Consider the following 12,719-nt stretch of genomic DNA (forward strand, 5'->3'; position numbering starts at 1 on the left):
GGAGCGGGAGTCGACCCGCACTACGGTCGGCAGCCATGTCCACCGGTCGGCGCCGCCTGGGCTGGCTGCTGCCGACGGTGCTGGTGGTCGTCCTGCTCGCCGGGGCCGGGGCGGCGGTGGTCCTGCTCCGGGCGCCGCAGCTGCTGCCCGGCCCGGGGGCATCGGCGGTGCCCGTGGTGCGCGCCGACGTGGTCACCGAGATCCGTGCGTCGGGCACGGTCCGCAGCGCCGGCGACGCGGACGTCTCGTTCACGACCAGCGGCGTCGTGCGGACGGTCGACGTCGCGCCGGGTGCCGTCGTCGCGCCCGGGGACGTGCTGGCGACCCTCGACGACAGTGCGGTCAGGGCGCGGATCACCGCCGCCCAGACCGCCCTCGCGGCCGACACCCGCAACATCACGGCCGCGCGCGCCGCCGTCCCCGTCGACCTGGTGGCGGTCGGGCGGTTCGAGGCCGACGCCGCCCGTGACCGCGCGGAGCTGGCCGAGGCGAACCGCCAGCTCGAGGGCACGGTGCTGCGCGCCCCGCGCGGCGGCACGGTGACGGCCGTCGCCGGGCAGGTCGGCGACCGCGTCGTCGCCGGCGCCCCGACCCCCGACGACGCTCCGAGCCGCCGTCCCTTCGTGCGTCTCGTGGACCTCAGCGCGCTCGTCGTCCGCGCCGCGGTGGCGCCGCGCGACGTGCCGCGGATGGCGACCGGCCAGTCGGCGTCGGCGGTGGTCGACGGCGTCGACGACCCGGTGCTCGGCGAGGTCGTCGGCGTCGAGCCGGCGCCGGGCGCGGACGGCGCCTACGGCGTCTCCGTCGCGCCTGCGCTCCCTCCGCCGACGCTGCGGGTCGGTCAGGTCGCCGACGTGCGCGTGGTCGTCGACCGCGCGGTCGGGGCGCTCGTCGTACCGCCTCCCGCGGTGCGGCCCACCGGCCCGGGACGGGGCACGGTGCTCGTGCGCCCCGCGGACGGCCGTGGTCCCGACCGGGTGCTGGCGGTCACCACCGGGATCGCGGACGCCACGTCGATCGAGATCCGCGCCGGGCTGCGGGAAGGTGACCGCGTCCTCGTCCCGCGCGACGCCGGGCCGGGGCCGCGGCCGTGACGTATCGCGACGAGTTCGGCGACCACCGCGACGACGACCGTGACGACGACCGCGACGACGACTGGGAGGACGAGTACTACCGGGCTCGGGAGTACGCGACCGACCCCGGGGAGCGCCGGCCGGCCGCGTCGGACGAGCCTGCGGCGAGCCGGGAGCGGCCCCGCCCGCGGCGCTGGGTGACGGCCCTGGCGATGCTGACCGTGTTCGTGCTCGGCATCGTCGGCGGGGTGATCGCCGACCGCTGGTTCGCGGTCGGCTGCCGCTCCTGCGTGCCGCCCGCGGGGGTCGGCGTCCCGCTCGTCGGCACGCTCGAGAGCACCGGCGGCGGGCTGATCGCCGTGCGGACCCCGGAGGGCAGGCTCGTGCCCGTCCGGACCTCGCCCGCCACCCGTGTCGTCGGCGAGGAGCGTCGTCCCGAGCCGGTCGCCGGTCTCGTGCGCGGCACCCGGGTGAGCGTGCTGGGGGTGCCCGACGCCGACGGGGTCGTCACCGCCGACACCGTGGGGGTACCGGCCGGCGGTCGGTGATCAGAAGGCGCGCTCGAGCCAGTCCAGGACGTCCTGGCCCCACCACGTGCCCGTGCCGGCGTCGCTCACCGGGAGCGCGGGGGGGAGCGTGGCCGGAAGGAGCTGCGGGATCCCGAGATCGGGCACCAGGCCCGGCGGCGGCGTGACCGGCGTGGTGGTCGTGGGCGTGGTGGAGGTCGTCGTGCTCGTCGTCGTGCTCGTCGTCGTGCTCGTCGGCGTCGACGTGTCGGCCGGGGGCTGCGCCGGGCGCGAGGGACGGCTGGGCCGGGACGGCTGACTGGGCTGCGACGGCTGCGACGGCTGCGACACGGCGGTCGTCGTGGTGGTGGCCGGCTCCGTCGTGGGCTCGGTGGTGGTCGTGGTCGTGGGCCGCGGTGTCGTGGTGGTGGTCGTGGGCCGCGGTGTCGTGGTGGTCGTCGTCGGCTCGGTCGTCGGCTCGGTGGTCGTGGTCGGCTCGGACGTCACCGTCTTCGTCCGCGTGTCGGTACGTGTCGCGGTGCGCGTCTCGGTGCGCGTCTCGGTGCGCGTCTCGGTGCGCGTCTCGGTGGTCACCGGCGCCGGCACGGCGGTGGTCGTCAGCCAGAGGGCGCGCAGGACGGGGCCGTCGCCACCCTCGGCGCGGCGCAGGAGCACGCGGACCGACAGCTCGGTGCTCGGCCCGCCGAGACGCGCCCGGCCGTCGCGGGGCACGGTGACCCAGGAGCCCCAGGTGCCGTCGCCGCGCAGCCCGCGCGCCTCGACGACGAGCGAGGCGCCGGACGGGACGTCGGCGGTGGGCACGCCGGCGACGGAGTCGACGACGCCCGTGGTGCGCCGCGGCGCGAGCACCAGCTCACCGTCGCGGGGGCCGGAGTCGTCGAGCCGGATGGCGCCGCCGTCGAGGACGACGCCGCGGTCGTCGCCGCCGTCGATCACGAGCTCGGGCGACCAGCTCTCGGTGCGGGGAGGGTCGGTCTCGGCTCCTGCGGGCACGGCCAGGGCGAGGGCCAGGCCCACGGCACCGGCCGCGACGGCGAGGGCGCCGGCGCGCCGGGAGTCAGCAGGACGGGACATCGCGCGCCTCCACCTGGTCGGCCGGGACGAACTGGGCGGGCCCGAGGCGGATCCACCGGGTGCCGACCCCGGTGCGACCGCCCGCGGTGTCCACCGCGCACTCGTAGGACATGCGGGCCTGCGGGGCGACGACCCCGACGACGGCCGCGTCGGCGGCGGGCGCGGCACGGATCTCGAGGCGCGCGGCGCGGTCGATCGCGGTGCCCGAGGGACCGGTTCCCGTCCAGAGGAAGGTGACGGTGACCCAGGCGTTGTCGGTGAGCCCGAGGTCGTCGCGGAACGTGCCGTCGGCGAGGTCGATGCCCGCGGGGTTGGCGACGCGGCGCCCCGAGCCGTCGCGTCCGCCGTGGTGGTCGTCGGTGAACGCGGCCTCGGCCTGCGGGCGCCCGCGGGGCAGGTCGACGAACTCCTGGCGCTGCGTGCTCTCGCTCCAGTAGTCGTCGCGGGTGTTCCACGGTCCGACGTCCCACACCGGTACCCAGGTGCAGCGGGTCTCGGAGGCGCAGACGCGCGCGGTGTAGTCGCCCGCGCCGCGCGGGCTCAGACTGCGCCGCGAGGGCAGGGCGGCGAAGCGGTCGTCGCGCTCGACCTCGTGGCCGTTGGCGGTGTCGTTGCCGACGAGGCCGATGCGGGTGGCGAAGGCCCGGGAGGTCAGCGGGACGGTGGTGGTGGGCTCCGGTGCGGCGACACGCAGCGGACCCTGCTCCGCGGTCAGCCCCAGCCGGCGCAGCGCGGGCCCGGAGCCGTCCGACGCGGCGACGAGGGTGACGCGCACCTGGATCTGGAACGTCGGCTGCTCGAGGCGCGCGGGGCGGCCGGGCTCGGCCTCGCGCCACTCGCTCCACGTGTTGTCGTCGCGGATGCCGCGCACGGAGACGACGACCTGCGCACCGGCCGGGACGTCGGCCGTGACCTCGGCGGACACCTGGTCGGTCACCGCGGCGGGACGGCGCGGGGCGAGCAGGAGCTGGCCCTCGGCCGGCGCCGAGCCGGTGCTCGTCGGCCGGGGCGCGCGGTCGCGCAGGCGCACGGCCTCGTCGGCGGCGACCACGTTGCTGTCGTCGCCGCCCTCGATCGCGAGCTCCGCGACCCACGACTCGCTCGCGGGCACGGCCTGGGCCACGGGAGCGGCGAGGACGGACGCGAGGACCGCGCCCACCGCGACGGCGGTACCGGCTGCCATCCGGGTCCGGTGTCCGGTCCGGCCTCCCGCCATCGAAGCTCCCCGCGCGTCGGGTCCCCGATGGAGTCGAGGACGTCGGCGACCATGCAAGGTCGTCCACTCTCTGTGGACAAGCGAAAGCAGGGAGACGCATGTGGGTGATAGCCGGGTAGGCGACTTACAATGCTGTGATTCGGGTGATCTCCCACTCCGCGCGTCGCCACGCCGGAACTCATGCCGATGAGGTACCTCTATCGGGTGCGCGAGAGCGGGGGCTCAGGAGAGACGTGTGTCGTCCACGACGGTCGGCCACAGGCGCGGCGTCGGCTGCAGATGCTGGTCGACACGGTCGCGGGTCCGGAGGCGGTCGCGGTCGCCCGCGACGCCGACGACCTGCTGGCGCGCCTCGCCGCGACCCCGCGGGCGATCGCTGTCCTCGGCCTGGCCGAGACCGAGCCGAGCGGGCTCGACGTCGTGCGCCGCGTGCTCACCGAGGTGCCCGGCACCGCGGTGCTCGTCGCCGGGTCGGGGGAGGCGCATGCGCCCGCCCAGCAGGCGCTCGCCGAGGGTGCCGCCGGCTTCCTGCGCTGGGAGGCGCCGCGCGCGATGATCCGCACGCTGGTCCGCAGCCTCGCCTCCACGGCGGCGGGCGACGACCTGGTGCCCCGGCCTGCGGTGCCCTCGGCGCGCGGGTCGGCCGAGGGCACCTCGACTCCCGAGGACGGCCTGCACGACGTCGTCGTCGACCTGGACGCCCAGAAGCGCCTCGACCTGTCGGTGCGCGAGGTGCAGGTGCTGATCGGCGTCAGCCGGGGAATGACCAACGCCGACATTGGCCGGCGCCTCTACCTCTCCGACCACACGGTCAAGTCCCACACCGGGCACCTGTTCCGCAAGCTGGCCGCGAGCGACCGCGCGCAGGCGGTCAGCCACGCCTGGCGCCTCGGCCTGTTCGTCCCGGCACCGACCCGCCGCGCCGGCGCCTGATGTGCCCTCCGGGCACGTGCCCCCGTGCGCGTCAGCGCACCCCTCAGGCGTGGGCCTTGAGCTCCTGGCGCGCCACGGAGCGCAGGTGCACCTCGTCGGGGCCGTCGGCCAGGCGCAGCGCGCGGGCCCAGGCGTAGGCGTAGGCGAGCGGGAAGTCGTCGGAGACCCCACCGCCGCCGTGGATCTGGATCGCGCGGTCGATGACGGCGCACGCCATCCGCGGGCAGACGACCTTGATCGCCGCGATCTCGGTGGCCGCGCCGCGCGAGCCGACGTTGTCGATCAGCCAGGCCGTCTTGAGCACGAGCAGGCGCGCCTGCTCGATCTCGATACGGCTCTCGGCGATCTGCTCGCGCACGACGCCCTGCTCGCCGAGGGGCTTGCCGAACGCCACGCGGTCGTTGGCCCGGCGCACCATCGCGTCGACCGCGCGTTCGGCCATGCCGATGAGGCGCATGCAGTGGTGGATGCGGCCGGGACCGAGGCGCGCCTGGGCGATCGCGAAGCCGCCGCCTTCCTCGCCGAGGAGGTTCGACACCGGGACACGGACGTCGTTGAGCTCGAGCTCACAGTGCCCGTGCTGGTCCTGGTAGCCGAACACCGGCAGCGGGCGGGTGATCGTCAGACCCGGGGCGTCGCGGGGCACGAGGATCATCGACTGCTGGCGGTGGGTCGGGGCGTCCAGGTCGGTCTTGCCCATGACGATGAAGACCTGGCAGCGCGGGTCGGCGGCGCCGGAGATCCACCACTTCTGGCCGGTGATGACGTACTCGTCGCCGTCGCGGCGGATCGAGGTCGTGATGTTGGTGGCGTCCGAGGACGCGACGGCAGGCTCGGTCATGGCGAACGCCGAGCGGATCTCGCCGGAGAGCAGCGGTTCGAGCCACTGCTGCTTCTGCTCGGTGGTGCCGAACAGGTGCAGGGTCTCCATGTTCCCGGTGTCGGGCGCCTGGCAGTTGATCGCCTCCGGGGCGATCACCGGCGACCAGCCCGACACCTCGGCGATCGGTGCGTACTCGAGGTTGGACAGCCCGGAGACGTCGGGCAGGAAGAGGTTCCACAGCCCGCGCTCGCGGGCCTCGCTCTTGAGCTCCTCCATGACCGGCGGCAGGTCGTGCTCGGCCGGCGTCCCGCGCCGCTCCTCGCGCCAGGCCTCGTAGACCTTCTCGGCGGGCAGCACCACCTCGTCGAGGAAGGCCCGCATCCGGTCGGTGTAGTCCTGAGCCGCAGCACTGGGGGCGAAGTCCACGTCCCGCACCTTCCCACCGCCTGCCCCGAGCGCGCGAGGGCGGTGCCACACGCCGTGGTCGATCGACTCCGAGTCGGACATGCGGGCCGCGCGACGCTGTACAGGCGCGTTCACGGCCCTACACTGCGCGCCGTGACGCACTTCCGGATCGCCGAGGCAGCTCGGCTGCTCGGCGTGAGCGACGACACCGTGCGTCGCTGGACCGACAGCGGCTCGCTGCCGGTCTCCGCCGACGCCAGCGGCCGCAAGGTGATCGCCGGGGCCGACCTCGCGTCGTTCGCCCGGGCCCAGGCGCACGCCACGCCCGACCCCTCCGGGGTGGGCCGGTCCGCGCGGAACCGCTTCGTCGGGCTCGTCACCGCGATCGTCAGCGACAAGGTCATGTCCCAGGTCGAGATGCAGTGCGGGCCCCACCGCGTCGTCTCGCTCATGAGCACCGAGGCCGTCGACGAGCTCGGGCTCGAGGTCGGGTCGCTGGCGGTGTCGGTCGTGAAGGCGTCGCACATCATCGTCGAGACCCCCGGAGGCATGGCGTGAGCAGCGCCCGCAGAATCGTCCTGGCGGCCGCGGCCGCCACCCTCGCCCTGGGGGTCGCCGCCTGCGGTGGATCCTCCGGCGGGGAACAACAGGCGCCGCCCGCCCGGACCCTCACCGTCTCCGCGGCCGCGTCGCTGACCGACGTCTACAACCAGCTCAAGCCGCAGTTCGAGCAGGCGAACCCGGGCACCACCGTCGTGTTCAACTTCGGCGGCTCGGACACGCTCGCCCAGCAGGTCGTGCAGGGCGCGCCCGCCGACGTCCTGGCCACCGCGAGCACACGGACGATGCAGACCGCGCAGCAGGCCGGGCGCATCCAGGGCGAGCCGGTCACGTACGCGACCAACAAGCTGCAGATCGCGGTGCAGCCGGGCAACCCGAAGGGCGTCGTCGACCTGACCTCGCTGGTCGGGCCGCAGGTCACCGAGTCGGTGTGCGCCCCCGCCGTCCCGTGCGGCGCGGCCGCGGAGGCCGCCGAGCGCGCCGCCGGGGTCACGCTCGACCCGGTCAGCGAGGAGCAGGACGTCCGCTCCGTGCTCCAGCGCGTCATCACCCGCAACGTCGACGCCGGCCTCGTCTACCTCACCGACGTCCAGGCGTCGGACGGGCAGGTCCAGGGCATCGACTTCCCGCAGGCCTCCGCCCAGGGCGCCGGCCAGAGCTACCTCATCGGCGCGGTCACCGGCAGCCCGAACACCGACCTCGCCAACAGCTGGATCCAGTTCGTCACCGGTCCCCAGGGCGACGCCGCGCTGCAGCAGGCCGGTTTCGCGCTGAGGTGACCCGGGCTCACCCACGGACGTCGGCCCGGGGCGGCGCGGTCACCCTCGCGCTCCCCTGGCCGGTGTGGGTTCCCGCGTCGGTGGGCTTCGGTCTCATCGCGGTCCCGGTGGCCGGGCTGGTCGTCCGCACCGACTGGCCGAACTTCTTCGCGCTGATCACGACCCCCGCCGCGCTCGACGCCCTCTCGCTCTCCCTGGTCACGGGGCTGATCTCGACCGCGTTGTGCCTGCTGCTCGGCACGCCGCTGGCGCTCGTGCTCGCCCGGTCGCACCTGCCGGGTCTGCCGGTGCTGCGCTCGGTCGTGCTCTTGCCGCTGGTCCTGCCCCCGGTGGTGGGCGGCCTGACCCTGCTGTTCCTGCTCGGACGCACCGGGCCGATCGGGCAGCTGCTCGACGCGTGGTTCGGGATCACGGTCCCGTTCTCGACCGAGGCCGTGGTCATCGCGCAGACCTTCGTCGCGATGCCCTTCCTCGTCGTCAGCCTCGAGGGGGCGCTGCGCACCGCGGGCGAGCGCTACGAGGTCGTCGCGGCGACCCTCGGCGCCTCGCCGTTGACCGCGCTGCGTCGGGTGACGATCCCCGTGGTGCTGCCCGGCCTCGTGTCGGGCGCGGTGCTCTCGTTCGCCCGGGCCCTCGGCGAGTTCGGGGCGACGATCGCGTTCGCGGGCAACCTGCAGGGCACGACGCAGACCCTGCCGCTGCTGATCTACATCCAGTCGCAGAACGACCTCGACGGCGCGGTCGCGATGTCCCTCGTGCTCGTGGTCGTCGCGGTCGTCATCATCGTCACCACGCGCACCCGCGACGTGGCGGGCGTGCGGTGAGGCCGCCGATCCGCCGGCGCCCGCGCGCCGCGGACCGTTCTGGCGAGGGGCACCCCTCGACCGGTAGTCCGACCGACGGGACCCTTCGGTCGGACTCCGGGGGCCTCCAGGCGCGGGTGACGACGCGGCGGGGCGGGTTCACGCTCGACGTGGAGATCGAGGTCGCGCCCGGCGAGGTCGTCGCCGTGCTCGGGCCGAACGGGTCGGGGAAGTCGACGCTGCTCGGCACGCTCGCGGGGCTCTACCGCCCCGAGGACGCCCGGATCACGCTCGGCGGGCGGACGCTCACCGACACGGAGACCGGCGTCGCCGTGCCCGCCCACCAACGCCGGGTCGGTCTGCTCAGCCAGCAGGCGCTGCTCTTCCCGCATCTGACCGCCCGGGACAACGTCGCCTTCGGCCCGCGCTGCGCCGGTCGCGGGCGCCGCGAGTCGACGGCGGCCGCGAGCGAGCGGCTCGCCGAGGTGGGCATCGCGGAGCTCGCCGACCGGAAGCCCTCGGCGCTCTCGGGAGGCCAGGCGCAGCGGGTGGCGATCGCGCGCGCCCTGGCCGTCGAGCCCGACCTGCTCCTGCTCGATGAGCCGTTCGCCGCCCTCGACATCGACGCCGCGCCCGCCGTGCGCTCGGTGCTGCGCCGCCTCGTGCGCGACACCGGCCAGACCACGCTGCTCGTCACCCACGACGTCGTCGACGCCGTGGTGCTCGCCGACCGGCTCGTCGTGCTCGCCGAGGGCGCCGTCGTCGAGGCCGGCCCCACCGCCGAGGTGCTCTCACGCCCGCGCTCGGCGTTCGCCGCCAGGATCGCCGGGCTCGACCTCGTCACCGGTACGGCCTCGGGCGACGGGCTGACGACGCCCGAGGGCGCCACGGTGCACGGCATCGCGTCGGAGAAGATCGTCGGCGGCGAGCCCGCGGTCGCGGTGTTCGCGCCGAGCGCCGTCGCCGTGCACCGCGACCGCCCCGACGGCAGCCCCCGCAACGTCATCCCGGTGCGCCTCGCCGCGCTCGAGCCCCAGGGCGAGGTCGTGCGCCTGCGCGCGGCCGCGTCGCCGACGGGCCCGCCGTGGGTCGACGGCCTCGCCGCCGACGTCACCCCGGCCGCGGTCGCGGAACTGGGCGTCGAGCCGGGTGACGACCTGTGGTTCACGGTCAAGGCCACCGAGGTGGCCGTGCACCCGCGCCGCCGCTAGACCCCATGTGAGCACTTTCCGGGCCTATGGGCCCGGAAAGTGCTCACGTAAGGCTCCGCTCGGCGGTGAGGAGCCTCGCACGGCGGGGTGGATCGCGTGCCGCCGTGGTGGCTGAACCTGCAGGCCGAGCCGCGGCCTCGGTGGAGCTGCGCGGCGAGCGCTCCGACGTCGCCACCCGGGTCCCGGACGCGGAGCACGCCGCGAGGTGGTCCCGCTTCGTGGCGGTCTGGCCCGGCTTCGGGGGGTACCAGGCGGGCGTCCGGCGCCGCATCGCCCCGGTGCGGCTCCGGCGCGCCTCGGCTAGAGGTCCGACGGGCCGCCGAACAGCGGCTCGTCGACCGCGCGGATCTCCTGGCCGGGCAGGCCCTCGGGGTGCTCGCGGCGCACCGACTCCAGCGCGGCCAGGGCCAGGTCGAGGTGGTGGCGCTTGGAGGCCTCGTAGAACTCCTGCGCGCCGGCCGCGAGCTTCGGTGAGCCGTGCAGGGGCTTGTCCGAGACGCACAGCAGCGTCGCGTGCGGCACGCGGTACCGGAAGCCGTTGGCCGCGATCGTCGCCGACTCCATGTCGACCGCGACGCTGCGGCTCAGGCGCATGGCGCGCAGGGTCGTCTGCTGGTTGAACTCCCAGTCGCGGTTGTCGGTGGTGTGCACGATGCCCAGGCGGTACGGACGCTCCGCGGCCTGCAGGGCGTCGAGCAGGAAGGTGTTCAGCCGGTGGTTGGGGATCACCGGGACGTCGAGCGGGAGCACCTCGTCGAGGACGTGGTCGGCGCGCTGGTAGCCCGTGGCCAGCACGAAGTCGCCCTTCTGCTGGTGGTTCCGCAGGCCGCCGCAGTGCCCGATCATGATCATCGTGTCGGGGCGGAGCACGGCGACGTGGTCGGTGGCGGTCTTCGCGTTGGCCGGCCCGACGCCGATGTTCACGAGGCTCACGCCGTCGCCGCCCGCGGTGACGTGGTGGTACGCGGGCATCTGCGCGCCGGGACGGTCGGGGCGCACGGCGTCCGGGAAGCGCTCGAGGAACGCCTCGACGTGCATCGCGTAGTTCGTGAACAGCACGTGGCGCTGGAACGACACCGCCTGCGTGCCCGTGTAGTGCCCGATCCGGTCGATCGAGAGCGCCATCCGCTCGGGGGAGAAGAGGAAGAGCTTCTTCGAGCGGGTGTCGACGCGGTCCTCGTCGAGGGCGACGAAGAACTCGGGGTCGTCGATCGGCGGCTGGGCTCGCGACGGGCGTGCGGTGATCCGCGCACCCGTCGCGAGCAGCGACGCCAGCTCGCGGCACAGGTAGCGGCGGATCGCGCCCGCCCGGGCGAACTCGCCGTCGAGGTGCGGGTTGTGCTCCGACCAGGGCCGGACGACCTCGAGCCGCCCGTACCAGCCGTTCTCGTCGGCGGCGACCAGCAGGTCGACGAGCCGGTCGGCCGCCTTCTCCACGTCCTCGCTGCTCAGCCCGGTGCCGTCCACCTCGACCACGTCACCCATGGCGGCATCGTCGCAGCAGGACCCGATGGTGGCGGCGCGGGCAGGCCCTTCCGGGGACCCGGCCGTCGGTTCATCCGGTGACGTCGGGGCGATCGACGTGACATCGTGGCCGGGACCACACACGCGTGCTCGGAGGAGGTCGAACGTGACGGCGCCAGCCCAGCCCCTCGTGCCCAGCTACACGTCCGGGGTCTCGGACGTCCCGCTGCTCGGGGACACGATCGGCGACAACCTGGACCGGACCGCGGGGGCGCGCCCGGACGCGGAGGCGCTGGTCGACCGGGCCCGCGGCGAGCGCTACACGTGGGCGCAGTTCGTGGCCGAGGTCGACGCGCTGGCGCTGGGTCTGCTCGACCTGGGTGTGCAGGTGGGCGATCGGGTGGGCATCTGGGCGCCGAACTGCTCACCGTGGACGCTGCTGCAGTACGCGACCGCCAAGATCGGCGCGATCCTGGTCAACATCAACCCGGCGTACCGGACCCACGAGCTGGCCTTCGTGCTCGACCAGGCCGGCGTCTCGCTGCTGGTCGCCGCGCGCAGCTTCAAGACCTCCGACTACGCCGCGATGATCTCCGAGGTCCGGCCCGAGCGCGCCGCGCTGCAGCGCGTCGTGCTGATCGACTCCGACGAGTGGAACGCGCTGTTCGTCCGGAACGGCGACGTGTCGCGGGTGCGGGACGTGCAGGCGACGCTGAGCACGGACGACCCGATCAACATCCAGTACACCTCGGGGACCACCGGGTTCCCGAAGGGCGCGACGCTGTCGCACCACAACATCCTCAACAACGGCTTCTTCGTGGGGCAGCTCTGCGGCTACACCGATGTCGACCGCGTGTGCATCCCGGTGCCCTTCTACCACTGCTTCGGCATGGTCATGGGCAACCTCGCAGCCACCAGCTCCGGCGCGACGATGGTCATCCCCGCGCCCGGCTTCGACCCGACGCTGACCCTCGACGCCGTCACCGCCGAGCGGTGCACCTCGCTCTACGGGGTGCCGACGATGTTCATCGCCGAGCTGGGGCTGGACAACTTCGAGTCCTACGACCTGACCAGCCTGCGCACCGGCATCATGGCCGGCTCGCCGTGCCCGATCGAGGTGATGAAGCAGGTCGTCGAGCGGATGGGCATGGCCGAGGTGTCGATCTGCTACGGCATGACCGAGACCAGCCCGGTGTCCACCCAGACCCGCACCGACGACTCGCTCGACCGCCGCGTGTCGACCGTGGGTCGCACGCTGCCCCACCTCGAGTCGAAGATCGTCGACCCGGAGACCGGCCTGACCGTGCCGCGCGGCACGCCGGGGGAGCTGTGCACGCGGGGCTACTCGGTGATGCTCGGCTACTGGGAGCAGCCCGAGAAGACCGCCGAGGTGATCGACCGCGCCCGCTGGATGCACACCGGCGACCTCGGCGTCATGGACGGCGAGGGCTACATCAACATCACCGGCCGGATCAAGGACATGGTCATCCGCGGCGGGGAGAACATCTACCCGCGCGAGATCGAGGAGTTCCTCTACACCCACCCGGACATCGTCGACGCGCAGGTCATCGGGGTCCCCGACGAGCGCTACGGCGAGGAGCTCATGGCCTGGGTGCGCCAGAAGGCGGGCACCGCGGCGCTCACCGCGGAGTCGCTGCGCGAGTTCGCCACCGGCAAGCTCGCCCACTACAAGATCCCGCGCTACGTGCACGTCGTCGACGAGTTCCCGATGACCGTCACCGGCAAGGTCCGCAAGGTCCAGATGCGCGAGGAGTCGGTCGAGATCCTCGGGCTGTCGAGCACCCCGACGGCCTGAGACCGACCCCGGGCGGCTCACGCCGCGCAGGAGC

The 12,719-nt window shown here is 74.3% G+C and carries 12 protein-coding genes; 8 read left to right on the forward strand and 4 right to left on the reverse strand.

Annotation, left to right across the window (positions count from 1 at the left end; genetic code table 11):
* The first annotated feature begins 35 nt into the window (after positions 1-35).
* Together AC2A1K_RS17125 and AC2A1K_RS17130 are read left to right on the forward strand one after the other, a co-directional pair.
* On the forward strand, positions 36-1,094 hold the full coding sequence (locus AC2A1K_RS17125; protein WP_483897509.1) for an efflux RND transporter periplasmic adaptor subunit: 1,059 nt from the start codon (positions 36-38) through the stop codon (positions 1,092-1,094).
* Positions 1,091-1,621, forward strand: coding sequence for a hypothetical protein (locus tag AC2A1K_RS17130; RefSeq protein ID WP_483897510.1), 531 nt, complete (start codon positions 1,091-1,093; stop codon positions 1,619-1,621). The genes AC2A1K_RS17125 and AC2A1K_RS17130 overlap by 4 nt, the downstream gene beginning before the upstream one ends.
* On the opposite strand, the gene AC2A1K_RS17135 is transcribed toward AC2A1K_RS17130, so the two are convergent.
* Positions 1,622-2,674 (reverse strand): hypothetical protein, encoded by a 1,053-nt coding sequence (locus tag AC2A1K_RS17135; protein ID WP_483897511.1) that lies wholly within the window; start codon positions 2,672-2,674, stop codon positions 1,622-1,624.
* Positions 2,658-3,857: a hypothetical protein gene (locus tag AC2A1K_RS17140; RefSeq protein ID WP_483897512.1), complete on the reverse strand. Its 1,200-nt coding sequence runs from the start codon at positions 3,855-3,857 to the stop codon at positions 2,658-2,660. The genes AC2A1K_RS17135 and AC2A1K_RS17140 overlap by 17 nt, the downstream gene beginning before the upstream one ends.
* A gap of 312 nt (positions 3,858-4,169) precedes the next feature.
* Here AC2A1K_RS17140 and AC2A1K_RS17145 point away from each other — a divergent pair, with 312 nt between their 5' ends.
* A complete protein-coding gene (locus AC2A1K_RS17145; protein WP_483897513.1) occupies positions 4,170-4,823 on the forward strand; it encodes a response regulator transcription factor in 654 nt (217 codons plus the stop codon).
* Between the two features lie 43 nt (positions 4,824-4,866).
* Here AC2A1K_RS17145 and AC2A1K_RS17150 read toward each other — a convergent pair whose 3' ends face one another.
* The gene (locus AC2A1K_RS17150; protein ID WP_483897514.1) at positions 4,867-6,072 is read right to left on the reverse strand and encodes an acyl-CoA dehydrogenase family protein; all 1,206 of its coding nucleotides are present in this window, start codon (positions 6,070-6,072) and stop codon (positions 4,867-4,869) included.
* 132 nt (positions 6,073-6,204) lie between these two features.
* Between AC2A1K_RS17150 and AC2A1K_RS17155 the strand changes: the two genes are divergently transcribed.
* The 4 genes from AC2A1K_RS17155 to AC2A1K_RS17170 all read left to right on the forward strand — a co-directional run bounded on the left by AC2A1K_RS17155 (position 6,205) and on the right by AC2A1K_RS17170 (position 9,405).
* On the forward strand, positions 6,205-6,609 hold the full coding sequence (locus AC2A1K_RS17155; RefSeq protein WP_483897515.1) for a TOBE domain-containing protein: 405 nt from the start codon (positions 6,205-6,207) through the stop codon (positions 6,607-6,609).
* Positions 6,606-7,391, forward strand: coding sequence for a molybdate ABC transporter substrate-binding protein (gene modA / locus AC2A1K_RS17160; RefSeq protein WP_483897516.1), 786 nt, complete (start codon positions 6,606-6,608; stop codon positions 7,389-7,391). Before AC2A1K_RS17155 ends, modA begins: the two co-directional genes overlap by 4 nt.
* Positions 7,392-7,471: 80 nt before the next feature.
* On the forward strand, positions 7,472-8,215 hold the full coding sequence (locus AC2A1K_RS17165) for an ABC transporter permease (protein ID WP_483897517.1): 744 nt from the start codon (positions 7,472-7,474) through the stop codon (positions 8,213-8,215).
* A gap of 116 nt (positions 8,216-8,331) precedes the next feature.
* Positions 8,332-9,405, forward strand: a complete 1,074-nt coding sequence (locus AC2A1K_RS17170) for a sulfate/molybdate ABC transporter ATP-binding protein (protein WP_483897518.1) — start codon at positions 8,332-8,334, stop codon at positions 9,403-9,405.
* Positions 9,406-9,705: 300 nt separating this feature from the next.
* Here AC2A1K_RS17170 and AC2A1K_RS17175 read toward each other — a convergent pair whose 3' ends face one another.
* A complete protein-coding gene (locus tag AC2A1K_RS17175) occupies positions 9,706-10,890 on the reverse strand; it encodes a phosphorylase family protein (RefSeq protein WP_483897519.1) in 1,185 nt (394 codons plus the stop codon).
* A gap of 145 nt (positions 10,891-11,035) precedes the next feature.
* On the opposite strand from AC2A1K_RS17175, the gene AC2A1K_RS17180 reads away from it, so the two are divergent.
* Complete coding sequence (locus AC2A1K_RS17180) at positions 11,036-12,685, forward strand: AMP-binding protein (RefSeq protein WP_483897520.1); 1,650 nt, start codon at positions 11,036-11,038, stop codon at positions 12,683-12,685.
* Positions 12,686-12,719 lie beyond the last annotated feature (34 nt).

This window comes from Actinomycetospora sp. 2LY8.5 (assembly GCF_057180585.1).